At 60.6% G+C, this 25,717-nt stretch carries 19 protein-coding genes and 2 pseudogenes; 13 read left to right on the top strand and 8 right to left on the bottom strand.

The annotated features are described in order from the left end of the window. Nucleotides 1-120: 120 nt before the first annotated feature. A complete protein-coding gene (locus ACLGL5_RS01190; RefSeq protein WP_223217967.1) occupies nt 121-483 on the top strand; it encodes a hypothetical protein in 363 nt (120 codons plus the stop codon). A 163-nt stretch (nt 484-646) separates the two neighbouring features. On the opposite strand, the gene ACLGL5_RS01185 is transcribed toward ACLGL5_RS01190, so the two are convergent. From ACLGL5_RS01185 to ACLGL5_RS01175, 3 genes are all read right to left on the bottom strand, one after another. Continuing rightward, nucleotides 647-877 carry a hypothetical protein gene (locus ACLGL5_RS01185; protein WP_019864052.1) on the bottom strand — a complete coding sequence of 77 codons (231 nt, stop codon included), beginning with the start codon at nt 875-877 and terminating at the stop codon, nt 647-649. A 381-nt stretch (nt 878-1,258) separates the two neighbouring features. Beyond that, on the bottom strand, nt 1,259-2,830 hold the full coding sequence (locus ACLGL5_RS01180) for an alpha,alpha-trehalose-phosphate synthase (UDP-forming) (protein ID WP_494372651.1): 1,572 nt from the start codon (nt 2,828-2,830) through the stop codon (nt 1,259-1,261). 149 nt (nt 2,831-2,979) lie between these two features. Continuing rightward, nucleotides 2,980-3,873, bottom strand: coding sequence for a LysR family transcriptional regulator (locus tag ACLGL5_RS01175; protein WP_019864055.1), 894 nt, complete (start codon nt 3,871-3,873; stop codon nt 2,980-2,982). Between the two features lie 102 nt (nt 3,874-3,975). Here ACLGL5_RS01175 and ACLGL5_RS01170 point away from each other — a divergent pair, with 102 nt between their 5' ends. The 4 genes from ACLGL5_RS01170 (at nt 3,976) to ACLGL5_RS01155 (ending at nt 7,821) form a co-directional block, all read left to right on the top strand. Beyond that, on the top strand, nt 3,976-4,845 hold the full coding sequence (locus tag ACLGL5_RS01170; protein ID WP_494372734.1) for an SDR family oxidoreductase: 870 nt from the start codon (nt 3,976-3,978) through the stop codon (nt 4,843-4,845). A 277-nt stretch (nt 4,846-5,122) separates the two neighbouring features. After that, complete coding sequence (locus ACLGL5_RS01165) at nt 5,123-5,455, top strand: low affinity iron permease family protein (RefSeq protein WP_494372650.1); 333 nt, start codon at nt 5,123-5,125, stop codon at nt 5,453-5,455. Nucleotides 5,456-6,567: 1,112 nt separating this feature from the next. Continuing rightward, nucleotides 6,568-7,167 (top strand): cupin domain-containing protein, encoded by a 600-nt coding sequence (locus tag ACLGL5_RS01160; RefSeq protein ID WP_019864058.1) that lies wholly within the window; start codon nt 6,568-6,570, stop codon nt 7,165-7,167. 414 nt (nt 7,168-7,581) lie between these two features. Continuing rightward, nucleotides 7,582-7,821 carry a hypothetical protein gene (locus tag ACLGL5_RS01155; RefSeq protein ID WP_063827361.1) on the top strand — a complete coding sequence of 80 codons (240 nt, stop codon included), beginning with the start codon at nt 7,582-7,584 and terminating at the stop codon, nt 7,819-7,821. A gap of 1,389 nt (nt 7,822-9,210) precedes the next feature. Here ACLGL5_RS01155 and ACLGL5_RS01150 read toward each other — a convergent pair. Then, nucleotides 9,211-9,399 carry a DUF3606 domain-containing protein gene (locus tag ACLGL5_RS01150; protein ID WP_019864062.1) on the bottom strand — a complete coding sequence of 63 codons (189 nt, stop codon included), beginning with the start codon at nt 9,397-9,399 and terminating at the stop codon, nt 9,211-9,213. A gap of 126 nt (nt 9,400-9,525) precedes the next feature. Between ACLGL5_RS01150 and ACLGL5_RS01145 the strand changes: the two are divergent. Further along, a pseudogene (locus ACLGL5_RS01145) lies at nt 9,526-10,411 on the top strand (ATP-dependent DNA ligase). A gap of 1,482 nt (nt 10,412-11,893) precedes the next feature. Here ACLGL5_RS01145 and ACLGL5_RS01140 read toward each other — a convergent pair. Beyond that, a pseudogene (locus ACLGL5_RS01140) lies at nt 11,894-12,076 on the bottom strand (SOS response-associated peptidase family protein); the annotation flags it as partial. A gap of 606 nt (nt 12,077-12,682) precedes the next feature. Between ACLGL5_RS01140 and ACLGL5_RS01135 the strand changes: the two are divergent. After that, on the top strand, nt 12,683-12,868 hold the full coding sequence (locus ACLGL5_RS01135) for a hypothetical protein (RefSeq protein ID WP_080643911.1): 186 nt from the start codon (nt 12,683-12,685) through the stop codon (nt 12,866-12,868). Between the two features lie 417 nt (nt 12,869-13,285). On the opposite strand, the gene ACLGL5_RS01130 is transcribed toward ACLGL5_RS01135, so the two are convergent. After that, nucleotides 13,286-13,579 (bottom strand): hypothetical protein, encoded by a 294-nt coding sequence (locus ACLGL5_RS01130; RefSeq protein ID WP_019864067.1) that lies wholly within the window; start codon nt 13,577-13,579, stop codon nt 13,286-13,288. A gap of 48 nt (nt 13,580-13,627) precedes the next feature. Here ACLGL5_RS01130 and ACLGL5_RS01125 point away from each other — a divergent pair, with 48 nt between their 5' ends. Further along, on the top strand, nt 13,628-14,017 hold the full coding sequence (locus ACLGL5_RS01125) for a hypothetical protein (protein ID WP_019864068.1): 390 nt from the start codon (nt 13,628-13,630) through the stop codon (nt 14,015-14,017). Nucleotides 14,018-14,540: 523 nt separating this feature from the next. Here the strand turns inward: ACLGL5_RS01125 and ACLGL5_RS01120 are convergent. Both ACLGL5_RS01120 and ACLGL5_RS01115 read right to left on the bottom strand, forming a co-directional pair. Further along, entirely contained in the window at nt 14,541-14,765 is a 225-nt protein-coding gene (locus ACLGL5_RS01120; protein ID WP_019864069.1) for a hypothetical protein, read from the bottom strand. A gap of 239 nt (nt 14,766-15,004) precedes the next feature. Next, entirely contained in the window at nt 15,005-15,205 is a 201-nt protein-coding gene (locus ACLGL5_RS01115; protein WP_019864070.1) for a hypothetical protein, read from the bottom strand. A 130-nt stretch (nt 15,206-15,335) separates the two neighbouring features. Between ACLGL5_RS01115 and ACLGL5_RS01110 the strand changes: the two genes are divergently transcribed. The 5 genes from ACLGL5_RS01110 (at nt 15,336) to ACLGL5_RS01090 (ending at nt 25,541) form a co-directional block, all read left to right on the top strand. After that, complete coding sequence (locus ACLGL5_RS01110; protein ID WP_019864071.1) at nt 15,336-15,845, top strand: pyridoxamine 5'-phosphate oxidase family protein; 510 nt, start codon at nt 15,336-15,338, stop codon at nt 15,843-15,845. Nucleotides 15,846-16,609: 764 nt separating this feature from the next. Further along, on the top strand, nt 16,610-17,572 hold the full coding sequence (locus tag ACLGL5_RS01105; RefSeq protein ID WP_199202376.1) for an ArdC family protein: 963 nt from the start codon (nt 16,610-16,612) through the stop codon (nt 17,570-17,572). Between the two features lie 308 nt (nt 17,573-17,880). Continuing rightward, nucleotides 17,881-20,004 (top strand): ParB/RepB/Spo0J family partition protein, encoded by a 2,124-nt coding sequence (locus ACLGL5_RS01100; protein ID WP_494372733.1) that lies wholly within the window; start codon nt 17,881-17,883, stop codon nt 20,002-20,004. Nucleotides 20,005-20,163: 159 nt separating this feature from the next. After that, nucleotides 20,164-24,483 carry a strawberry notch-like NTP hydrolase domain-containing protein gene (locus ACLGL5_RS01095; protein WP_494372649.1) on the top strand — a complete coding sequence of 1,440 codons (4,320 nt, stop codon included), beginning with the start codon at nt 20,164-20,166 and terminating at the stop codon, nt 24,481-24,483. Next, nucleotides 24,483-25,541 carry a DUF7146 domain-containing protein gene (locus tag ACLGL5_RS01090; RefSeq protein ID WP_019863575.1) on the top strand — a complete coding sequence of 353 codons (1,059 nt, stop codon included), beginning with the start codon at nt 24,483-24,485 and terminating at the stop codon, nt 25,539-25,541. The genes ACLGL5_RS01095 and ACLGL5_RS01090 overlap by 1 nt, the downstream gene beginning before the upstream one ends. The last annotated feature ends 176 nt before the right edge of the window (nt 25,542-25,717 follow it).

Here is a 25,717-nt window from a genome sequence, read left to right as displayed (position 1 = left end):
CGGCCGGATCGGGTCGCGCCGCAAGCTTGTTGGTATGCTTCGTTCGTGGCGACGTTCCGTGCCTGTCCGCTGGTTGGCAGGTCGCTTCGGACTCGACAGGAACGCCCAGCGCGCCGTGTGATGGCTCAGGACTTTCATCCTTTTATGTCGACCAACGCAGGCGCAAACGTGCCGTGGTGTAACGTCAAAATCGTGCCAAAATCGTTGGCGATCAAAATGCAATGCGCCCTTTTTTGGGCTGACATTGAATGGAGGTTAGCAATGATCCGCAAAGCCGCTATTGCCAGTGCACTTGTCGCCATTTTCACCATGCCTGCTGTTGCAGCCACGGAGTACTGGGTTGCTAAGGATGCGGCGACCAAGAAGTGCGAGGTTGTGAGCAAAAAGCCGGACGGCACAAAACTGACCGATGCCGGCAATAAGACATATACAAGCAAGGCCAATGCCGAAAAGGCGCTGAAGGAACTGGCTGCTTGCAAATGAACTGCCAGGTCGGTGGAGGCCGCCCTGGTCTATGAACGGGCGGCCTGCACTGCCCGCCGATCGCACCGCGGCTCAAGCGGGCGAGGCCTACCAAATCTGCGAGACAATCAAGAAGACCTTGAACGGCGCGACCGAACCCCTGATCATTCGTCGGCGTCCGGATTCAGCTGGGCCTGATATCGCCTTCATCATCGGGCTCGATCAGGTCGATCAAGCCTGCTACCCGTGTTCCTGGCAATGGGCGTCCCTGGCTCATCAACGCCTCATCCCCGAAGGTCCACGCCCATGCCTCTCTCAACTCCTCGAGCGAGGCACCGGACGCGATGATTTCGGCAATCGTTGCTTCGTCGACGGGTCCGAGGACCGAGACAACGTCCTGGCGTGTCATGGTCATACTTACCTCCACCTTAAATCCCAGCCGCACGCCACGGCCAGCCGAGCTCCCTCAGCTGTCTGCCGACTGAGGTCGGACCAGGCGGAGCACGGGGCGTGGGGTCCGTTCCTGGCCAACCTCAACAATCGGCAGCGCGACAAGGTCCGGCGGATTGGTCAACCGGTGCTGCAAGAAAATCGGATGCAACCCCTCTCCGCGTGGCGCTGCAAGTTCATGAAATTGCAACAGCGATAGCTTCATGGCGCTATTCCCGTATATCTTCACCTGCAGCGGCAACGTCGCAGAATGGCACTCGTTTCATGCCGCTGACGAAAATCTCGCCAGAGAGTCTGGAACCGGTGCGCGATGAGGATGTCCGGTCGGTTCCCCGCCAGGCCAGGGCTAGATCCTGTTCGCCAGCGCCTCGAGAAATGACTTCCGCCATTGTGCCGCGTCATTGCGCCGGATGCGTTCGATCAGAGCACCGTGTCTTGCAATTCTTTCCTCAAGCGGCATGGCCAGCGCTTTTGCTATCGCGTCAGCAACCTCGTCGACCGCATACGGGTTCACGATCAAGGATTGCGCGAGTTCTTCAGCCGCGCCGGCAAAACGCGACAACACGAGGACCCCGGGATCGGCTGGATCCTGGGCGGCAATGTATTCTTTTGCGACGAGGTTCATTCCATCACGCAGGGGCGTGACAAGCCCGACCTGACTGGCGCGCAACAGACCGGCCAGGCGCGAGCGCGGAACGGTGCGGTGGATGTAGCGGATCGGCGTCCAGGTCAAATCCGCGTATTTTCCGTTCACGGAGCCAGCCGTTGCCTCGAGTTGCGCGCGTATTTCGGCATACGCTGCGACCTCTTCTCGCGTGGGCGACGCTATCTGCAGATAGGTTACCGCCCGCTCGTGTTCGGGGTGCTTTTCGAGAAGGCGCGCAAAAGCCTGCATGCGGCCGGGCAGTCCTTTGGAGTAATCCAGCCGGTCGACGCCGATGATCTGCTTGAGACCAAGAATCTGGCGGCGCATGGAATCGATCTGAACATCCTCTGCCGCCTCATTTGCCATGCGTGCGAAGGCGTCGACATCGATGCCTATCGGAAAGCTTCTCGACAGGACGGTCCGGCCGCTGCTTTGGGCTACGCCGCCGGCGTCGAAGGTGGTCGAACCTGTCGCCCGAGCGGAGCGTCGAAAATTCGTTACGTCGGTCGCGGTCTGGAAACCCAGCACGTCGTATTGCAGCAAATCAGCGATAAGTTCTCCATGGTCAGGCGTGGCGACAAACAGGTCCGGCGGCGGGAACGGTATATGGAGGAAAAAACCGATCCGATTTCCCAATCCGAGCCGCCGCAACGCCGCAGCCAGGGGGATAAGGTGGTAGTCATGAACCCAGATCAGGTCATCATTGCCTGACAGCAAGCGCGCGAGTGCCTGGGCAAAGCGCGCATTGATCTGCCTGTACGCGTGCAGAAACTCGCTGCGGTGCTGTACGAGGTCGAGCCTATAGTGGAAGAGCGGCCAAAGCGTACTGTTGGCATAGCCGTTGTAGTAGAGCGAATACTCCTGCTGCGGCAGCGTCAGTGCGGCCGTCTCGATCTTGCCGACGCGTTCGAGGTGGATGAGCGGTTCGTCGCTCGCGGCTGAACCATGGTGCTCTTCGCTTGCTCCTAGCCACAGCCCTCCACGCTCGGCCAAGGCGTCGAGGATGCCCGCCGTAAGCCCGCCGGCTTGCGCCAGATCGCGTACGTTGCCGAGCCAATTCGAGACGACAACCAGACGTCGCGATCTGGCATCATTGCTGGTGTGTCGATCGCCCAACGCGGCCTCACGCTCTGCGAAATCGCAAACCGTCTGCGAAGCCTCGTCATGGGTTTCGTTCGGTGGCTGCAACACGAGAAAATCCTGAGCCTGAAGATCGCCTGAGAACGGTCCGCCGATGCGATTGTTCCATGCAATTCGTTCCGTCCCTTCCATGGATGCGCCGCACCAGTACCCGGCTCGATTCTGCGGGTCACTGTCCCTGACGCACCACCTCGGCCTGCCCTTCGCCAAGGCGAGGAGCGCTCACCGGCTTTCAGGGTTTTATTGGCTAAAATCGTCGGGCGGCGCGAAAAGACCCTAAGTTATCCCCTGCCAATATACGCGGCCAGTTCGTCCGGCGTGCCATTCGGGAAGGCCTGTTTCAAAAAGCCCAAGAACGCCGACACGCGCGCGCTGAGCAGCCGCCGCGATGGGTAGAGCGTCCATAGTGAGATTTCGGAGCCATCAATATCCCCCCAACTCACCAGCGTGCCGTCAGCGAGGTCGTGGGCAACCAAAGAAATGGGGAGCCGTCCTGCACCGACGCCGGCTCGCACGGCATCCCGAACCATGATGAGCGTTGACAAAACGAGAACCGGCTCGATTGTAATTGTTGACCGGCCACCTTGTGTCTTTACGTGCCATGTTTGCAGTTCGCCCGCCCCGCGCGCAACGCCAGGAGCGGCACGCTCACGGGTCGTGCGAGGAAGGTCGGGGCTCGCCACAACAACCAGACGGTCGCGGAGAAACGCCCGTCCGACCAGGCTTTCGTCGGGATCTGGATTGACCCGGATTACCAGATCGTAGCCTTCCTCGATCATGTCGACAGGCCGATCCTCAGTCGTGACTTCAAGCGTCACCTCCGGGTATTTGAGGGCAAACCCCGCGCCGATCTTCCCCATTGCGGTCTGCGAAAAATGTAAAGGTGCGCTGATCCGCAACCTGCCTTTGGGACTTTGACCGCCCGAGGCAATCGACGAAGCCGTCTCGTCCAGTTCGGTGAGCAACGCCCCCGTCCGCTCGAAGAGCGCCCGTCCTTCTTCGGTCAGCTTCAGGTTACGCGCACCCCGCTCAAACAGGCGTAGATCAAGGCTGCTTTCCAATTCTCCAACACGCCGGGACAGCGTTGCCTTGGGCCGTCCGGTGGCTCTTGCCGCTTTGCCGAAGCCTCCATGGCGGGCAACGAGATTGAAATCGGCGAGGGCAAGAAGATCCATGAGTGTTCCACGAGTGGGACAGTGCGTCTAAAATTTCCGTCTATTACGCTCTCAGTGAGCCACACATATTGGAGGTGTCAAGCAACCAACAGGAGAAATTTCATGACCATTCTCGTTACCGGCGCCACAGGCAATATTGGCCGCCAAGTCGTCGAACACCTCGTCAAGCGCAGCGCTGATGTCCGTGCTCTCGTGCGCGATCGATCGAAAGCCAGCTTCCCGGAAGGCGTATCCGTCGCGCAAGGCGACTTTCTCGATGTCAATTCGCTGCGCAAGGCCATGTCAGGCATTTCCACCCTGTTTCTCTTGAACGCCGTGGTGCCGGACGAATTCACCCAAGCGTTGATTGCGCTCAACGTCGCCCGATCGTCCGGCATCGAGCGCATCGTCTATCTGTCGGTGATCCACGCTGACGTCTATGTGAACGTGCCGCATTTCGCGGGCAAGTTCGGCGTCGAGCGAATGATCGAGCAGATGGACTTCAAGGCCACGATCCTGCGCCCCGCCTACTTCATCCAGAACGATCTGATGATCGAAGACGCCATCACTGGCTACGGCACCTACCCAATGCCGATCGGCGCCAAGGGTCTCGCCATGATTGATGTCCGTGATATAGCCGAGATCGCTGCCCTTGAGCTGCTGCGCCGCGAACAGTCCGTAGAGCCGCTTGCGCTCGACCGGATCAACCTCGTCGGTCCGCAGACACTGACTGGGACGGATATCGCCGCCATCTGGTCCGACGTGCTCGCCCGCCCGATCAATTATGGTGGCGACAATGCAGAAGGCTTTGAGCAAAATCTCAAGCAGTTCCTGCCCGCCTGGATGGCCTACGACATGCGCCTGATGGGCGAGCGCTTCTTCTCCGAAGGGATGCTGCCTGAGGCCGGCGACGTCGAGCGCGTGACTGCGCTTCTGGGCCGTCCACTTCGCCCATATCGCGACTTCGCGTCGGCCATCGCAGCAGCCGCCTGATAGCAGCAAGGGAGTCGAAAGGATCATCCCACGGATCTTTTCAACGGACTATGCGGCGACAAATAACCGAACCTCGCGTCGACGCGTTGCCGGATCGATCCAGCAACCCGCGCACGGTCAAACGCTCGTTGCGTTTGACCGCCCTGATTCGGCCAGACCAAGCCCTGGCAGGCAGTACGGACCCACTTCTATCTCAACGCATGGGGAAGTTCGCCGAGGACGACGACGGAACAAACTTTCCCCAAACTGGTTGAAAAAACAAGATTGGAATCGGGAAATGAATGCCTCCAGCATCATCACGCAAGCCGGTACACTGACCGCGAGGCCATGGGCATTTCTGATCCTGGTGGTCTACGCCGTGCTGTGGATTATTTTCGAACGCAGCAGCTTTGATTGGCACCGCGCCGCGACATTGGCCACTTGGGCGATGACCCTTTTCATACAAAGAGCAGAACATCGGGATACCCAGGCCATACAGTCAAAATTGGACGAACTGTTGCGCGCCAATAGCGCGGCCAGAGACGAACTGACACAGATCGACAAGAAGGAACCAGAGGAAATTGAGCGCCAGCGGGAGGCTGAGCGGCCCCAAGCGAAGATTGGCATGTAAAGGCGCCTTTGTAGTCACGATCACCGGGGGGGTAATAGCCGTCGACGGCCGGCACGGCCCCATTACGGCGTCATGGGCGACGCCTATTTTGGGTGGCAGCCGCTCGATGCCCTGGCGAGAAACCGCGCTATCCAAATCACGGGGCCGCGTTTGTCATGCCGAAATCTGGCGACCTCCGCCAACGAACTGGATCGCCCGCAAATGCCTCCTAAGTATGGCGGGAAATCTTCAGCCATCCGCGCTACCGATGGGCTGCCCTTCCAGCCTTTGTTGGCCCGCACCACTGGCAAGGCGATGCGGGCCCGGCCAAGGCTTCACGCCCATGGCCAGCAGCGCGAGGGGACGCTGCCGCCGTATGTAACTGGTTGTGAAAAATCGGGTTCCGTCACGCTCTTCAAAAAGGTCCGCCACCGATCGGCAGCGGGCAGGGTCTGGAGTGGCTAGGGATCAACCCAGCACGACGTCAACGAGCGACGGTGCGTTTCGTTGCCTCTATACTGGGCGGGGCAGGGGGGGGTGAACCTCGATGCAACCATCGCCGTGACGCTCTTCTACATCCAAGGCAAAGGTTTTCAGCGAGGCTTGTCGTCCAGCGCGTAAAGCACGGCCACCGCGGAGTTGCCGCCGCAGTCCGAAGACCGGCAGCTGAGATTGGACTGACGGTGAATTTAGCCCAATTGGCCCGAATGACCGACGCGGGGAGGGAAATGCCGGTGAAGCCTGCCAGTCCCACGTCGGCCACCACGGCTTCTTGAGGGGTTGCCGCCTGCCAAATCTACAACACCCCGAACGGCAGGCAACTCGTTGGTTAAAAACGTACACTGCGCGGAAGTCCGGTAGAGAGATTTGGCGGACCGAAGGCCAGCGACGAGATTATTGGTCAGGTCATCGGGCGTTAAGCGCTGCGGGACGTCTGAGCTGGACATGCCGGCCGCAAAAAAAGGTCTTCAACGTCATCATTCTTTGTCATTCTTTGTCGGGAAATCCACCAGATTCAGCCCTTCCATTGGATGGCAACCGGAGCTCGGCCTGCCAAAGCGGGAGGAACCGCCGGACCTGTAGGCATGTTAAAACCGAAACGTGTTTGCATCTATCCGGCGGAGACCGCATCGATGAGCATTCTACAAACCACCAGAAAAGCGATCGAGACCATCACCGGTTTCGCAACTCCGGGCGAGGAAGAAGTCGCCGCCTTCGTGAGGCAGCGAAAACCGAATGAGTTCCGGTTTGATGACGACGGGCTGGTGCCCAATCATCCATCATGGCCGCTTGTTTTTTATCGCGGTGCGGTGAAGCTGCCGGAGAGGCTTGATCCGGCGGCCGTCATGGAGGTGATTTTCAAAAGAAACGGTTGGGGCGATAGCTGGCGAAATGGCATCTATGACTACGTCCACTACCATTCGCGAATACACGAGGTCCTAGGGGTGGCGCGCGGGACGGCCAAGGTCCGGTTTGGCGGCAAGAAGGGGCGGACGTTGAAGGTGAAGGCCGGCGACGTGGCGATTCTCCCAGCCGGGACCGGGCACCAATGTCTGTCTTCATCCGATGATTTTTTGGTTGTAGGCGCATATCCTCGGTTCGGCACTTACGACGAATGCACCACCAAGGACGAACACGATGATGCGGTCGCGACCATCCCAACCGTTGTTCGTCCTCGTAACGACCCCTTATATGGAAGCAAGGGTTCCCTGATGACGAGTTGGAAGCGCTAAGGTCTCGGACCAGGAGGACACTGTCTTGAATGGCAGTGGGCGACCGCAGCCGGCAAGCACGTCTGCGCAAGCTGGCTTCTCGCGCGATGATGTTGGCGTTCACCCAGATTCGCGGGGGGCGCCATTGAATTCCTTCGTCGGACAATTTCCTCGTACTGGCTGGTGATGTGCTGAAAAAATCTTCGCGGCTGATATACACGGCCGATCACCCGAAATTGCGGGGTGGGCATCGGCGTCGACTCATTGGAAATATTGGCGTCCAGCATCCCATTCCGCATTGACGAATATCGGGCCGCGGCCGTGAGAGCTGATGCGCTTTCCAAAACTGATATCCTTTGGAGGAGGGGCCTGGATGGTCTTCTTCGTTCTGGACGGATGCCAACTTGTAGAGAGGTTACTGCCATGATTTGCTGCATGAAAGTGTTTCAAGCTTCATTCCGGGGAGTAGCTATTACGGCTGCGAAGTATTACGTTTTCAAAGAGGGGGACCGCTGGAAGATCCGTTACGACGGGAAGGAATACCCATACGATTCCAACAGCGATGCCGTATTGGCCGCCGTCAAGGCTGCGAAAGCCGCCGCCTCATGCGGCTACGACGCCGAAGTCGTGACCCAGGGCGTCGACCTGAAATGGCGAACGGAGTGGGCAAGCTAGCATTGGAGAACGGTCAGATTGCGGGTGGTTGACAGAGCTGCAACAAAGAGCGCTCGCCCCGCCATGCATCGCCTATCAATCGCGACCGCCATCTGACAAGCACGTTGCTGCCCACGGGCTTGTGTATGAGCAACCTCTGGTCATCCGATTGACCTGTTCCAGGCTCTCAGGCGCCGCTGCTAGGAAATCCCAAACCCCGAAAAACAAAGGCCAAGGATCCACCTGGCTAAACCGGCGCTGCTCTTTCATCGGTCGTGGACAAAGTCGACACTTTCGACCTGCCACGGCCAATCGTTTGCTGCGCGAAGCAGGAGCTTGCAATGATTCAATCCGACGCGTCAGTCAAACGCTGAGCCCCAGGTCGGGGATCAGTCGCGATACACAAGCGATTCGAACCGAACTCCCGTCCGTCGCGGCCGCGAGCGAGGCTGCGAAGAATGCCGCGTCAGTGGCCGTGAAGCCGAAATCCACGCGTAGGGGGCGACCGGGCACCAGCACGAACGGGTCGAAACAGTTCTTTAACCATCCCATCAGGGTAAACACTTTGTGGAGAACATATCAGGTTGCAGAAGGTTGTGGGCGGGTCTGCAACAAGGAGGACAAGCCCCGCCATGCATCGTCTGCCTATCGCGACCGCCCTTCTGATCTCCTTCGCGACAGCCTTCGGACTATGCGTTTGGGCATCCTCTGCCGTCGGCGTTGACCTTTTTCCGGCTCAAGCGTCACCGTTGCAAATACGCGGGTTTGATAGCCAGCAAGGCGGAACTGGTTGTCTACGGGCGCGTTCCTGTGCGGGCCTCAAAACAGAGAGCGACTATGGATGACGACCTGCGCCGGAAGCTCAAGGAACTGAGCACGAGCATGCAAAGCCGGGCGGACGAACTCGCGTTGCCCGGCGGGAACACTGATATTTCCGCACTGATGTCCGGTATCGCCGTCACGTTGGAGGCTTCTCGTTATAGCTGCGGGGCGCGACCATGTGCCGGTGGGTCGCTCGCTGCTTCGATAGTGCGTCGCCCAGCTAGCCTATCCGTTCGAATGATGCCAGCCCAGTGGGCTGGGCGCGTTTTGGCCCTAGCCGCCGGCAAGCATTATACCTCAACAAACCGCCGCCTATGCCCGGCTGCCGACCTAGTAGCCCAAATCTTCAACCGCCGGGCCACCAGCTTCGTTGCTATATACAGAGGCACCGCGGAACTGGTCGATCCGCCTCTTGGCCTTTGATGGCGCGGCGCCTTTTCAGGTCGCAGGAATCGAACGTGTGCGCACCAAAGCTTTGCAGGCATCGCATCCGAGGCTTCCGATCGCGCGAACCCAGCAACCCGACCCACCATACGACGGACGTGGAACTTCGTCGGCATGATGTTCCACCTGGGACGAGGTATCTTCTTACCGACCCTTGAGGGCCTCGGCTTCCCGTTCCAGCGTGTCGCGGTCGTTGCCGTGCTTTGCGATCAACTGCCGAACCTGCGGGATAGACAGGCCGAATTTGCTCGCGAAATAGCCGACCTCGTATTCCTCGTCGCCGCTCACGCGGCTTCGATCGTGATAGCCAAGCTTGTTCTTGTCGTCAGGCATGATGGTTCTCCCAAGCTGCGATTCGACCGCAACGCGCGTCAGGTCAATTTGTTTCGCTGGGCATTTCCAGGCGCGGAACTATTTTAGCTGTAGCTAATTGAATCTCGGCTGGTAAAAGTTCCATAGATGCGTTTGAAGTTCGTCTCGCCCTTGATGCCCACCCTTGTCGAGCAGCCTCCGCAAGGCGATGGTTGGATTCACGGAGTCAAGTTCGACGGCTACCGTTCGCAGCTCATCATCGACGAAGACGGGGCACGCATCTACACCCGCAACGGCCATAACTGCATCTCGCGACCTGGTGCAGGAGGCGAAGAGCCTCGGCGCGGAAAATGCCATGGTCGACGGCGAGATCATCGTTCCGAACGACGCTGGCCTTTCCGACTTCGGCGAACTGCGAAAGGCGATCATGCGTCGCCAGCATGACCTCTATTTCGTCGCCTTCGACCTGCTGCTCCTCAATGGCCATGATTTGCGCGACATGGCGCTCGAGGAGCGTCGGGAGATCCTTGCCGGCATGATCTAGCCCGGCGGTCGGATCCAGTTCAGCGAGCCACTGCCGGGCGAGGCCACGGCAATCTTTCATCTCCTCGACAAGGCTGGCCTCGAGGGAATGGTATCGAAGCGCCGTGACAGCAAATACCGCAGCGGCCCTTCGACGAATTGGCTAAAGGCGAAATGCTACTCCATAGACGAATACGAAGTGCTTGGCGTCGAGCGTGAAGCCGGCAAGCCTGCCTTCGCCCTGATGGCCGATCGGGCGACCGGCCGCTATATCGGTTCGGCTTTCATCACCTCGGGCCAGGGTATCCGCGAGCGGCTGTGGAAGCGGGTCCAGGAGCATGCCGGGCCGGCGCCCAAGGGCATGAAGCGGCCGGCGACGCAATGGGTCAAGCCCGGCATCATTGGCCGCGTGAAGCACTTGCGCGGCGAAGAGGATTTGCGGCACGCTTCCCTGCAGGACTTCCGGGAAGAGGATCAATCCGCAGACGGTCGGTGTCCGGAGCGGCGGTGAGCGAATCCGTCTTGATCCCTTCCCGCGACAAGCTATCTCTATTTCCATGATGCTGGCGCCCCTTGTGCTTGTGCTTGAAGACGAAGAGTTGATCAGTTGGGACCTGGAGGTCTTGCTGGCGGAAGCCGGATATCTCGTCGCAACAGCGAGGTCATGCGCCCAAGCCGCCGGTTTCCTCGATACTCGTCGGCCGATGTCGCAATTCTAGACATTCTCCTTAGCGACGGCCAATGCGTCGATGTGGCTAAGAAACTTCGTGCAGACGGCGTACCCTTCATTGTGCATTCGGCTCTGGCACCGACAGAGGTCGACGACGCTTTCCGATCAGGCACGTTCCTAGTGAAGCCGGCGGGTATCCTCGATATCGTTGGCGCGGTCACGAAATTGGCCGCCGGAGACCAACGAGGAACAATTTAAGCAAGTGATGATTTCATAGGTCAGTTAGCCAAGGGAGGGCTATCTTGACCCAACGACGGATCGACAAAGAGCGCATCGAGCGGGCCGATCGAGAGCGAGGCTGTTAGTCGAAGCGGAGACGAATGCGCGAAATGCAAAGACGGCGCGATTGCGGGCGCTACGTCTTTCGGCCCAGCCCGCGGAGAGTCCAGCTCCCGTCAAAAGGCGCCGGGCGCCCGCCAAAAAGCCGTCGCGGAAAATTATCGAAGTCGACTGAGGCCAACTGGCTTCGGATCACGCGAAGCTGCTGCGGGAAGGACGGAAGTACATGGCCGTTGCCAAGAAGGATCAAGAGCGCACCAGCTACGCCTGGATGTACGGCGTTCAGGCCGCAAAGACGGCAAGGAGCGAGCAGTGCCCTATTTCTGGCAGGAGTCTGCCCACGCGTGGCTAGAGGGATTTACATGGCCACAGCGAGCGGCCAGGCCAAGCCGGTCAACTCGGATTTGCCGAGCTTGTTGGGTATGAGCACGCGAGGATCAACTCCCTGGATCAATGGCTGGCCGACAACGTTCCTAACGGCGAAGGCCGATGTCATCTCCGTCGACGAGTTCACGCACAAGCCAAGGCGCTTGGCATCAAGCGCGGCGAAGTCGATGAAGAATCGATAGCCTCCATCGAACGATCGTCGACGCGATTGCATTACGATCCCGGCCTGCTTGAATAACCGTTGCAATCAAGATCGAGGCGAGGAATACAATCCTCCCGTTACGGCGAACCGCATAAGCGTCCTGGCGCTCTCTTTCTGGGTCATGTTGTCGGCCGCGATCAGCCGCTTTCGGCGCGCGACCAGCCGGCTTCCAGCATACAGTCGACGATGACTTGGAAGCCGGGCTCCACGCCTCCTGGCAGTCGATGACGCGGTCGGGATATTCGTCCTCTTCTCATGGTCGACCAATCATCTCGCCGCCGCCAAATGCCTGTCGCCGTGTTCAATGCTCGAAAAAGAGCCAACGTGATTTTCGATCCGTCTACTTTGCCGCGGCGCCGCCGTCATGCCTTCGGCAAGCTTGATCGGTTCGTCGCTCACAGCGGATCGATCGGCCCGACCAAGGCAGGGTGGTCATTCGGCTGCTTGTGTGATGACGGTCGAATTGAAGTATTCCCCCGGCGTCGCCGCCAGGCTTCATAACAGGCCCGGTCGAGGATGACCGGTTGTCGATCGTGCAGGTTCTTCATCGGCTCGCCGGCGGACGCGGTGAGGATGGTGCAGCCGGCGACGTCAAGATTGGAGTTCTACGCCCAGAGTCCGGCAAACGGAAAAAGGGCGCGTGCGCAGGCAAATAGATTTGCCAAGGATCCTTCTTGCCGTCGGCCGGCGAAATCGCCCATTCTTAGAAGTCATCGGGATCAGGCAGCACTTCGACTTGAAGGCGTCCCGAAAGGCCGGCGCCGTGTCGATCCTTCAATCCTGCCGTTGAACATAGCCGCCTTGGGCATTTCCTTCGCCCAAGAACGGAACCAGCCACCATCAACCTTGCGCTGCTCGTGATTGCCATCGTCCCCAACCTTGAAGAAAGGGCCTTCATCAGTAGATTCGATTTTGTAGCGCGGCGCATCATTGGGTCCGATCTCTGCAGGCGCCGTCAGCCGGTAGGACCGATGGACTTTTGACCATGTCAGCCTGTTGCGGGCGAGATGGACGCCGGATCCGAGGATCTGGCAATCAGTGAGTCAGCACCGAAACAGTCCTTCAGGGCTCAACGCTCGGCGCGGCAGCGCTCAATAACAAATGATGTAAGAAGCGGAAAATTTCGTCGGGAACAATTTAAAAAGTCAGCCTTTTTTGGCCCGTCTGGTCGAAGGAGGTTGCGGATGAAACGTCGGAAGGTTGATCGCGAAAGGATAGAGAGAGCAGATCGAGAAAGCAGGCTCGTACTTGATGCAGAGCGGCAAGCCAGGGAGGCAAAGACCGCCCGGTTAAGGGAACAGCGGCTCAAAAAAGCGACTGAGATTTTGCTGGCTGAACTCAACCGGCCGGGTGAGGTCGAGCCTCCATGAAGGCCGCACGCTATCGGGTTAGTTCTCCTGCCTCATCGACCATGCGGACGACCCTCTCTCCGCAGGCTTCTATCACTTTAACCGCCACATGACCGGGTGCTGTCGAAACTCAACGTTCGACAGCGCATCGAAGCGCCGCTCATGAGGCGCGACCGTGAAAGGAAACTGGTGTTTGTTGGCGCTTGAAGACCGGCACCAGGCCACGGAGAGGCCGACCATTCATCGGCGCGCGGCGACACTGGCGAGATCGGCATAAATTGCGGTGCGGTGTCCGTCATGCTTTTCGATCAGGGCCAACGTTTCCGCTCGCGTCATTTGGCCAAGCTTCATCAGAAATTCAAACTCGTGCTTTGGTATCGACGCCGCCAGGCGTTCGAGCTTCGTCTTTCTGCTTTCACGTCTAACAAGCATTGAACGTCAACGACCAGTGGGTCGAGGCTGGATAAGGCCTACGTCAAAATTAACTGGCAAGTCTAAGTATTTCTTCTGGAACGCGGCTGTTTTCAGCGGATCCACCGGCAAGATAATCACCATTCGCGCCATCGGTTGAGACCCGAATTGTTTTCCGGAAATTAAGAACGTTATTGCCAGAAGACCTATTAGAAGAATAGTGGCGAAGGCATTAGCGATAATCTCTCCAATTTGCACACCGCTCTCCGGCACTGATGACTCGACCGTTTGCCCCCCGGCGGAACTTTCAGACAGCGGCATGGTTCCTGGTCGCAGACTTCAGTCGCACACTGATTGGACCAAGGTCCCATGAGGGAACGTCAAGTGCCGCAAGATGCTTATTTGTCCATGGGCACAAGCGGAGCCGAACTCTTCGCCAAATCGGTCGCACGGGACCATCCATCCGATGATCGCGTGGCGGCAATCCATAGCGCAAGTAGAATTCTAGAGGCCGAGAAGGCGGAGGCGGCCGCGAAGTCAGAGCGGGCGGAGGCCACAACGCAAGATGGAATCCCAAAGGTTGTCGACGACCAACACGGCTTATTCGACAATGAAATTCCCAATCCTCTAACCCGCGTCATCGTTGCTGCCTATCGCAGCGACTTTTTCCCCCTCCTTCTGCTCCTGACAGGCTACATGCTGTTTGCGTTCGGAGCGGCTCTCATCCTGCTGCTATGGTTGATCGCGCACCCTGCATAGAACAAATCGCTTGTTCCTCAAGGGATTTTCCGGCGCATCATGCCCGAGCGATTGCTAGCTGAGCTTCCATCCTTGCAGTCTCTGTCCCGGTCATTGTCGGCGGCGATCAGCCGTTTCAGGGAACGCAGAGTTTCGCCGCGACTAGAGGGAGCGGGAAGATATGCTGGTGAAGGCGGAATGCAGTTGTGGAAACATCCGCTCCTGGCGCTGGCGGATCTGGAGCCCGATCCGCTGAAGCCAAGGTTCTCAGGCCACGACATTTCACGGCTCCAAAATACTTCATCGCTGTCACGGATAGGGGACGGTGAAAAACTAAGGAATTCGTGGTGAAGCTCACTATTGGCGATTGCTTGTTCCCATTGTCGAGCCTCACCTCAGCTCACTCCAAGCGCGCGCCTCAAGCCCCACAGGCGGACATGGAAACCGATACCCTGCGCGCTGTGTAGCAACCCTTGTCGCGGTTTGTGGGCACCGGCGCTGGTTGGCGAAGTCCAACAATTGAGGCGGGCCGGCCCGCAGTGGGTCACTTGCAATCTGGAAGCTTCTTCAAGGCATCCTTCGCTTCCGCCTCGGTCTTATACGTGGCCTTGCTAAGGGCTATGACCAAGGTTCCGTCTGGCTTCTTTGTGACGACCTCGCACTGCTTCGAAACGGCATCCTTAGCGACCCAATATTGAGCGGTGTCTCCAAATGCCGAACCTGAAAACTCAATGACCAGCGCTACCATAATTGCGATTTGGCGTACCATTTCTATGCTCCTTTACCGCATTAGAACGTTCGGATTTGAGCTTCTGTTCCCCTGCACTTGCCGCACGCCACGGGGACGCCGACCGCGCCCTGGGCTTGCACCACGCCCGACCCCTGGCGACGTGCAGACGCCGGAAAAGACGCCGCGAGATGAATGGTTGCGGCCGTTGCTGTGTCGATCGCCAGACGGCAGAGATTTTTGCGAAGACAGGTGGTCCTCCACCGATCTATCGCGCCGTCTTAACGATCCAGCTCAAACCAGGCTGCCGTGCTGTCATCAGGATGCGTTACTCTGATCCATTCGCCCATGTCAGGCTCATCGCCGGGCGGGATGGTCACTGGTCCCCATATCTTCGCAGCCTCAACAACGTTCTCAGCCAGTATTGCGACGCGTTTCACCGCTTTGCCGTCACGTACCAACTCGACGGTGAACCTCTGCATCGATCAGGCCTCCCGGCGCGATCCTATTCCTAATCAGTCCGAGGGAAAACTGACCGCCCTGAAAGCGAGCATGGAACGTCGCGGCGCTACGCAAGTTCTAAGGCCGCACATTCACCTTGGAGGACATGCTATGGTCACGCGTCGAGAGCAACAGGCAGAACTGACACCCGCCGAGGCGGTGGACCGCATCTGGAAACTCGCCGAGGAAATCGACATCTGTATGTTTGTCACCTGGGACGGCCAATACAATCGTGCCCGTCCGCTCTCCGCACGCGTCTCCCGAGAAGAAAACGCCATCTATTTCCTCGTCAATGATCACAGCGCGAAGAACAAGCAACTTTCGACCTATCCAAAAGTGACATTGGCCTGGAGTGACAGCAGGCACTACAAGTACGCCACCATCTCCGGTTCCGCTGCGGTGACCAATGACAGGAAGAAGATTGCCGACCTCTGGGAGAAAACCGACGCGGCTTGGTGGGACAACGCTGACGACCCCGAGATTCGACTGATTACAGTCAAACCCGACGAAGGCGAGTTGTGGGACAGCCCCGGATTGGTCGTTGCTACGGCAAAAATGATGTTCGCGGCCGTCACGGGCTCGAAGCCAGACGTCGGCGACAACGCCAAAGTCGACCTGTGATTGTTCTGCCGGTTGTCAGCTCTTGCTGGAGCCCCGGAACACAAACGCCGCGACGGCAATTTGGCGGCTTATTCAGGAGGTCCCGCCAGTTGAGTACTTCTCCAACATCTTAGCGGCGATCAAATGCGCGATTGGAAGTGTCCATTTCTAAAATCAGCAGCGCGGCAAGATCCGCCCCTGCGGACGGTCATTATTGGGGGACGCGCGCAGCCCCTCCACCTTTCCCGGGGGCCAGTCATGGCGCCATTCCTCCATCGCTAAAGCAGCCGATTGAAGCTGAGTTCTTCAGGGAAGGACATCCCGAAAGCCGGAAACTCATGCAGGGCGATCATTTACCGGGCGGAGGGCTCCGATGCATGAGTCGAGCACGCACGGGGCCATGCCAGGTACATATTGGCGGTGAGGGTGAGCTGGGCCTGGATCGACCATGCGTCATGCGGGGCGGATCGCTTCCTGCTCTGCATAGTCTCATATGGCGCCCTTCGCCGGGGGCGGTCGGTCCCGCATCCCGCCTCACGGCGGCGCTATGCTGATGCTCCTTCGGCCGCCCTGTCGAACCGGTCTCAGGGCCACGAACGTGCTCCAGCACCGAACTGACTTATTGCCGCTTACGGACATTTCGGTGCTTCCGCCTTGTACGCCCTTTTTCACGTTGGTCGGGAGAGCAGGGCTCTCCCGACGGAGAGTCCGAGGAGGGGCCGGGTTTTCCGCGACGGGTTGTAAGCGGGAGGAGAGGCCTTCGGCGCCCGTCGCGGAGAACCACGATGTCTGTCCGGACCAATCGAACCCATGCCGTCGCCGACCGGTCGAACCTCTACGACGAGATCACCGGCAAGGTAATTGCCGAGCTGGAAGCGGGTCGTTTTCCTTGGGTTCAGCCCTGGGGGACGTCCGCGGCAAAAGCCGCGCTTTCCCTGCCGCAGAATGCCAGCACGTATCGCGCGTACAGCGGGATCAACGTGCTCATCCTCTGGGGCGCCGTCGTCGAACGCGGTTTCTCAACACAGAGTTGGATAACCTATCGACAGGCTTTCGCGCTCGGCGGGAACGTCCGCAGAGGCGAGCACGGGACAACGGTCGTCTATGCCGATCGTTTTGTCCCGGATCACGAGAAGAAGCGCGCTCGCGAGACGGGCGAGGATGCTCTAGCCGTACCGTTCCTCAAGCGCTTCACCGTTTTCAACATCGAGCAATGTGAAGGGTTACCTGACGAAGTCGCAGCTTCGGCCCCGCTGTCGGTGGCAAGCCCGATCGAACCGCGGGTCGAGGCGCTGATCAAGGCCACCGGTATCGACTTCCGTATTGGCGGCGACAGGGCGTTCTATGTGCCTGCCCACGATTATATCCAGGTGCCTCCGCCCCAAGCTTACTTCGAGCCGATCAACTGGCATCGGACAGCCTTGCATGAGCTCGGTCATGCAACCGGTCACAGCTCACGCCTGGATCGCAGATTCTCCGCCTCTACCGCCTCCAGAAAATATGCTTTCGAGGAACTCGTGGCAGAGATCAACGCGGCCTTCTGCTGCGCGGCCTTGGGCATCGTGCCTACTGTTCGGCATGCGGATTATATCGGCTCATGGCTAGAGGTTCTGAAAGAGGACAATCGTGCCATCGTTCGTGCCGCCAGCCAGGCCAGCAAGGCGGCGGAGTGGCTTCTTGGCCACCTGCCGGATGAGGTCGGAGCATCCATTGAGTTGGGCGCAGGCAACGATAGAAGGGCTGCATAGCCATCGTTGACCGGACCAGCGCAAGCGCGGTCCGTCAATCACCGGGTTCACAGGGTTCCGCGTCGGGATTGCACGCAGCGGCCCCGCCGACCGTCCCGGGTATCAAGCGCCAGCCGCGCTTGATCGATCCCTCTCATTGTCGGCTCATGCAGAAACTGCGTTCACGGCTGTGCGCGCTGTGCAGGCTCGGCAGGCGATCAACGGCGTGCCGGATCGTGCTGGCAGGAGAGGGAGAGTGTTGGAGGGATTTCGTGACGGGTTCAAGGTCGAGAGAGAGGCTCTCGGCGCCCGTCGCGGAGAAAACCCCGATGGCCAACGCCGTTCAGAAGATAAGCCTGTCGCCTTCGCGCGACATTCCTTTCAACAAGCTGGTGCTTGCCCAGACCAATGTCAGACGTATCAAGGCCGGCGTCTCGATAGAGGAACTCGTGGCCTCGATCGCCCGCCGCGGTCTCATCCAAAGCATTCATGTTCGTCCCGTGCTCGATGCCGGCGGCAAGGAGACCGGAATGTTCGAAGTTCCCGCCGGGGGGCGCCGTTATCGCGCGCTTGAGATGCTTGTGAACCAGAAGCGCCTCGCGAAGACCGCGTCCATTCCCTGTGTCGTCGGCAATTCGTCCGGGCCGATCGCGGCCGAGGAGATCTCCCTTGCCGAGAACATTGAACACGCCCCGCTTCACCCTCTCGACCAATATCGCGCGTTCAAGGACATGCGCGACAAGGGCATGTCGGAGGAGGAGATCGCAGCCGCGTTCTTCATCTCGACAAGCGTGGTAAAACAGCGCCTCAAGCTCGCTGAAGTGTCGCCGGCGCTTCTTGAGATATACGCCGACGATGGCATGACGATCGCCCAACTTGAAGCATTCGCCGTCAGCAACGACCACGCCAGACAGGACCAGGTCTGGGAGGCGATCAAGAACAGCTGGTCGAAGGAGCCATACCAGATCCGTCGCATGCTGACCGAGAACACCGTGCGTGCCTCCGACAAGCGGGCCCTGTTCGTCGGTCTGGAGCGCTATGAGGCGGCGGGCGGCGAAGTGCTGCGCGATCTTTTCCAGTCGGACGATGGCGGGTGGTTGCAGGACGTCCCGCTGCTTGAACGGCTTGTCACGGAGAAGCTGCAGATGATGGCCGACGAAATCGCCAGCGAAGGCTGGAAGTGGATTGAAGTCGCGGTGAGCTTCCCCTACGGCGCGACAAGCGGCTTGCGCGAGCTCGAGGGCACGCCGATCGACCTCACAGGCGATGAGCAGGCCACGCTCGATGCGCTGCGTGACGAGTTTGACAAGCTTCAGGCGCAGTACGAGGAGGCCGACAAGCTGCCGGATGAGGTCGACCAGCGGTTTGGCGAGATCGAAACCGCGATCAAATCGCTCGAGGCGCGGCCCGTCCGCTTCGATCCGGTCGAGATCGCGCGCGCAGGTGTCTTCGTCAGCGTCGATACGGATGGAATGCTTCTCGTCGAGCGCGGCTTTGTGAAGCCGGAGGATGAGGCGCCCGTGACACCCGAGGGCGACAACGATCCCGGCATCGACGAATCCGGCAATTCGGCCACAGGCTCTAATCAGCGGGCCATCATCACCATCGGTGGCCGGCCGGTCGACCCGGATGATGAGGAGGAGGATGGCATCAAGCCATTGCCGGATCGGCTCATCATGGAACTGACCGCGGATCGCACGCTGGCTCTGCGAGACAAGCTCGCGAACGACCCGGCAACCGCTTTTCTGGCCGTGCTTCACAAATTCGTCCGTGACACCTTCTCTCGCTACAGCGCTCAAGGCGTGGCGATGGAAGTCTTTGTCCGCGGCACGGTCTTTCCGGTCCAGTCCGAAGGGCTTCGGGATACGATTTATGCGCGCTCGATCAAGGCCCGCCACGATGCCTGGGAAAAGCGTCTTCCAGCTGACGTCGCCGACCTTTGGAACGCGCTCTCTGCACTGACGGGCACCCAGCAAACTGAGCTGTTCGCGCATTGCGCATCCTTCGGCGTCAACGCGCTCTACGAAAGGGCTGATCGCTACGGTAATGGCGCCATCTCGACGCACGGCGTCCAGCGGCGGCTTGCCGACGCCGATCACCTTGCTCGGGCAGTTGGGCTCGACATGATTGACGCCGGATGGCGCCCCACCGTCGGCAACTATCTCGGCCGCATCACCAAAGCGCGTATTCTGGAAGCCGTTCGCGAGGGTGCTGGCGAGCGCGCATCCCAGCTCATCGATCACCTCAAGAAGGGCGACATGGCCAAGGAAGCCGAACGCCTGCTCGCCGATAGTGGCTGGCTGCCCGAGCCTCTGCGGCTTGTCGACGGCGATGTCGAAGCAGTCGACAACAACACTGGCGACGAAGATGAAGCTCTGCCTGAATTCCTGGCAGGTGACAATGACGTTGCTTTGGTCGACGGGGAAGAAAAACAGCTCGACGCCGCCGAATAGGCCCTTTCCCTTCCGCACCTTTCGCCCGGCTCTCGCAAGAGTGCCGGGCGTTTTTGCGTGCTGTGGTGAGAGTGAGTGTCCGGCCGGGACGGCTTGAGCCCGTGCGGTCAGAGAGAGCGCCGATGGGCTTTCCCGGTCTCGCTCTCCGGAGGATCTCCGATGAACTTCCTGGCTCCGACATTAACCGGCACTCCGGTCCCTTCCGCCGCTAACCCTGCCGATCCAGCCGCAGCAGTCTACGCGGCAGCCCTGCGTCTACTTCCCCACCTCGAATGCGGCCGCCGCGTCGATGCCGTCGTCCTGCGAGCTGCGATGGAAGCCTCATTCGGGGCGTCCGACACGAGCGGTGCCTGGGACTGGAAGACGGCCTATGACGCCTGCGAGGCCGCGACCGTCCTGTTCCTTCGCAAATACGGAAAATCGCTTCTGCGCAAGGCCGGCTCTGTGGCGTCCGCGTTACCGCTTTTCAGCCGGATTGCAGACCTTCTGCCCACGCATACCCGCCGCTCTGAGGAAACTCAGGCGCTGCAGCAATTCTCGACGCCTATCCCGCTGGGCCTCGCAGCCGTCTGCGCAGCCGCAATATCGGCGTCTGACCGGGTGCTTGAGCCTTCCGCGGGCACCGGGCTGCTTGCCATCCTCGCCGAGATCGCGGGTGGCTCGCTTGTCCTGAACGAGCTTGCAGAGATGCGTGCGGGTCTTCTGTCCAATCTCTTCCCAACCCTTTCGGTCACGCGGTTCGACGCGGCCCAGATCGACGATCATCTCGATCCCGCCAGCTTGCCCACGGTCGTGCTGATGAATCCGCCGTTCTCGGTCCTCGCCAATGTGCACGGGCGCGTCGCAGATGCGGCCTATCGCCATGTCGCCTCGGCACTCGGCCGGCTTGCCGACGGGGGTCGGCTGGTCACCATCACCGGCGCGGGTTTCGGGCTGGAGATGTCGGCATGGCGCGATGCATTCCTGCGCCTCCAGGAGCAGGGTCATGTCGTTTTTTCCGCCACGATCAGCGGCGCCGTCTATGCCAAGCATGGTACGACGATCGACACCCGGTTGACGGTCATCGACAAGACGAGGGTTGGTGATCCGTCCTTCATGCCGGCTTCGCCCGGCTTTGCGCCGGATGTCGCGACCTTGCTCAGCTGGATCGAGAAGCACGTCCCGGCACGGCTGCCGATCGCCGAAGCGGCCAGGGTTGTTCCCGCCATTCCCGCGCCTCGGTCGGTCCGCGGTTATCTCGCCCGTCCTGTCGCAGGCCCGATTCACCGGCAGCTGTCCGAGCCAGTCGGCGTTGAACTGTCCTACGAGACGGTCGATTGGGCACCCGGCGAGGGAGCACGGCTGACCGACGCGATCTACGAGGAATATGGATTGCAGACCATCCGTATTCCTGGTTCGCAGGCGCACCCGACCAGGCTGGTCCAGTCCGCGGCGATGGCATCGGTCGCGCCGCCAAAGCCCACTTATCGTCCAACCCTGCCCGGCGATATCCTGACGTCTCTCTCGGACGCCCAGCTTGAAACGGTGATCCTGGCCGGCGAGGCTCATCATGGGTTTCTCGCCGGATCGTGGTCGGTCGACCACACGCTCGATGTTGTCAAAGCAGCGGCCGAGAACGCGCCAACAGCCGTGCGCTTCCGGCGAGGCCTCTTCATCGGCGACGGGACCGGCGTCGGTAAGGGCCGGCAGTCTGCGAGCATTGTGCTCGACAACTGGCTGCAAGGCCGGCGCAAGGCCGTGTGGATCTCGAAATCAGACAAGCTGCTTGAGGACGCGCAGCGCGACTGGGCGGCGCTCGGCATGGAGCGTCTGCTGGTCACGCCGCTGTCGCGCTTCGCGCAAGGGCGCACCATCACGCTTCCAGAAGGCATCCTGTTTACAACCTATGCCACGCTGCGCTCCGACGACCGTGGCGAGAAGGTTTCGCGCGTCAGGCAGATCGTCGAATGGTTGGGCTCGGATTTCGACGGAGTGCTCATATTCGACGAGGCGCACGCCATGCAGAATGCCGGCGGCGGCAAGGGAGAACGTGGCGATGTCGCACCCTCACAGCAGGGTCGCGCCGGCTTGCGCCTGCAACATGCGTTGCCTGGCGCCCGTGTCGTCTATGTCTCCGCCACCGGCGCGACCACCGTCGCCAATCTGGCCTACGCCCAAAGGCTTGGCCTCTGGGGTAGCGAGGACTTCCCGTTCTCGACCCGAGCGGAGTTCGTCGAGGCGATAGAGGCGGGTGGCGTGGCGGCAATGGAGGTGCTCGCCCGGGACCTTCGTGCGCTGGGCCTCTACACGGCACGCTCGCTCTCCTTCGACGGCGTCGAGTACGAACTGGTCGAGCATGAACTGACGCCTGAGCAGCGGCGCATCTACGATGCCTATGCGGGCGCCTTCGCCGTCATTCACAACCATCTCGACGCGGCCATGCGGGCCGCGAACATCACCGGCGACGGCGGCACGTTGAACCGCCAGGCCAAGTCCGCCGCGCGTTCGGCCTTCGAGAGCGCCAAGCAGCGCTTCTTCGGTCACCTGCTGACGTCGATGAAGACGCCGACGCTGATCCGCTCGATCGAGCAGGATCTCCAGTCCGGGCATTCGACCGTGATTCAGATCGTCTCCACCGGCGAGGCGCTGATGGAACGCAGGCTGGCGGAGGTGCCGACGCAGGAATGGAACGATGTCCGTGTCGACATTACGCCGCGCGAATATGTGCTCGATTACCTCAAGCATGCCTTTCCGGTTCAACTCTACGAACCCTTCACGGATTCGGAAGGCAACCTGTCGTCGAGGCCGGTGTTTCGCGACGGCCAGCCCGTTGAAAGCCGCGAGGCGCTCGCGCGCCGCACGGCCCTGATTGAGAAGCTGGCGAGCTTGCCACCGGTCCCTGGCGCGCTCGACCAGATCGTCCAGCGCTTCGGCACCGAGATGGTCGCGGAGGTGACGGGCCGGTCGCGACGCATCGTCAGGAAGGGCGAACGCCTAATGGTCGAGGGCCGCGTGGCCTCGGCCAATCTCGCCGAGACGCAGGCCTTCATGGATGACGTCAAGCGCATCCTGGTGTTCAGCGATGCCGGCGGGACGGGCCGAAGCTACCATGCGGAGCTTTCGGCGCGGAACACGCGCCTGCGCATCCACTATCTTCTCGAGCCTGGCTGGAAAGCCGATACCGCCATCCAGGGCCTTGGCCGAACGCATCGGACCAACCAGGCGCAACCGCCGCTTTTTCGACCGATCGCCACCAACGTGAAGGCCGAGAAACGCTTCCTCTCCACGATTGCCCGGCGTCTCGATACGCTGGGCGCGATCACGCGAGGCCAGCGCCAGACCGGCGGGCAGGGCTTGTTTCGCCCGGAGGACAATCTGGAATCGCATTATGCGCGCGATGCACTGCGCCAGCTCTATCTGCTGATCGTCCGCGGCAAGGTGGAGGGCTGCTCACTCACGCTGTTCGAGCAGACCACGGGGCTGACGCTGACGGACGAGAACGGCATCAAGGACGAGTTGCCGCCGATCACAACTTTCCTCAACCGGCTGCTGGCGCTTACCATCGAACTACAGGACATCCTGTTCGCGGCCTTCGAGCAGTTGCTCACAGCCAAGGTGGAAGGCGCCATCGCGGCTGGGGTTTATGATGTTGGGCTCGAAACGCTGCGGGCGGAGAGCTTCGTCGTCACGGATCGGCGGGCGATCTACACCCATCCGGGCACCGGCGCCCAAACGCAGCTCCTCACCATCGATCAGCGCCAGCGCAATCGACCCGTGCCCGTCGAGGAAGCTGTCGCCCATCTCGTCGACCAGCGCGCCATCCTGTTGGTCAACGAACGCTCAGGGCGTGCTGCCGTCCAAGTCCCCGCGCCATCGTTCATGCTAGATGATGGCGAAATCGAGCGGCGGGTCAGGTTGATCCGGCCGATGGAACAACACCGTGCGTCGCTGCGTATGATGGAGGACAGTCATTGGCAGCAGGCTGATCGCGCGACCTTCGCTGCCGCCTGGAGTGCCGAGGTCGCGAGCGTCCCGACTTTCTCGGACTCGACCATCCACATCGTCGCGGGGTTGCTGCTGCCGATCTGGAAGCGACTTCCAAACGAATCGAGCCGGGTCTACCGGCTCCAGACCGACGAGGGGGAGCGCATCATCAGACGCAGGGTTTCGGCCGCATGGGCCGCCGATGCGCTCGCAACAGGCGTCAGCACGCTGACGGCACAAGATGCCTTCAACGCCCTTGCGGATGGGCGGACGATGCTCGACCTCGATGAGGGACTTCATCTGCGCCGCGTCCGCGTCATGGGCGCCAATCGCATCGAGCTGTCGGGCTTCACCGATACTATGCGCGAGCGGCTCACGGCCTACGGACTTTTCCATGAGATCATATCCTGGAAACTGCGCATGTTCGTGCCTGCGGACGCGAGTGGACCTGCGGTGCTTGCCAAGGTGATCGAGCGTCATCCGATACAGCGCATCAGCGAGAGGGAGGCCAGCTGATGCCGCCTCGCGATGCATCCGAACTCGCAAGCCGTCTCGCCCAGCGGGCGGAGGCGGTTTGCCGCCGCTACCTTTCCAATGGTCGCCGCCAGGGCCGCTACTGGCTGGTTGGCGACGCCCGCAATGCACCGGGGCGCTCGATGTTCGTCCGTCTCAAGGGATCGGATTCCGGCAAGGGTGCTGCCGGGAAATGGACCGACGCCGCCACCGGCGAGCACGGCGACCTTCTGGACGTCATTCGGGAATCGCTTGGCCTTGTCGATTTCAAGGAAGTTTTCGACGAGGCGCGGAGCTTTCTGTCCATGCCCCTAACGACGAACGAACCAAAGGACCGGCGGGAGCAAGCCGGTCCCGCTGCGGGCGGCTCTACCGAAGCGGCGCGGCGGCTGGTCTCCATGTCGCAGCCGATACCAGGAACGCTTGTGGAGAGGTATCTGCGCGGACGCGCGATTACAATCTTGCATGAGACCGGGAGCCTTCGGTTTCATCCGCGCTGCTATTACCGTCCAGAGAGCGGCCCGACCGAAACATGGCCGGCAATGATCGCGACGGTCACCGACCTCAAAGGCAAGCTCACCGGCGCCCACCGCACCTGGCTCGATCCGGGCGGATTCAGCGAGGCTCATCTCGGCCGCGCTCCGATCGACACGCCAAGACGGGCCATGGGCGAACTGCTCGGTCACGCCGTCCGCTTCGGCTGCTGCCGCGATGTCATGGCGGCCGGCGAAGGCATCGAAACCATGCTGTCGCAACGCATTGTCCTGCCCGCTATGCCGGCACTCGCGGCGCTGTCGGCGGCGCACCTGTCCGCAATCCTGTTCCCTGACACATTGCGTCGGCTCTACATTGCCCGCGACGATGATCCGGCAGGCGACGCAGCAGTGGCAACCCTCATCGAACGCACCAGCGCGGCCGGTATCGAGGCGATGGTTCTGACGCCGAAACTTGGCGACTTCAACGAGGATCTGCGTCTGCTCGGCGCCGATGCGCTGAGGGGGATCCTGCGGGTTCAGATCGCGCCACAGGATGTCGAACGCTTCATGACGCTGGCGGCCTGACCGGAAAGGGGAGAAGGGGCCGTGCCAGCGATGCGTGGCTCGCGTGCGCGGGTGGATCTTCGCTCGGCGAGGGCCGGCCCACGGCCTTCAAGAGGGCGATCGGGCGCCGGCCGGTCCGGACAGGCAATGGCTGCGCCCGGCTATTTTCCGGCGGCCCTTGCCACCCCACGCGGCGG

This window comes from Mesorhizobium sp. U510 (assembly GCF_059180695.1).
The sequence above is the reverse complement of the archived record's forward strand: the minus strand, read 5'-3'. Positions and strand labels throughout refer to the sequence as shown.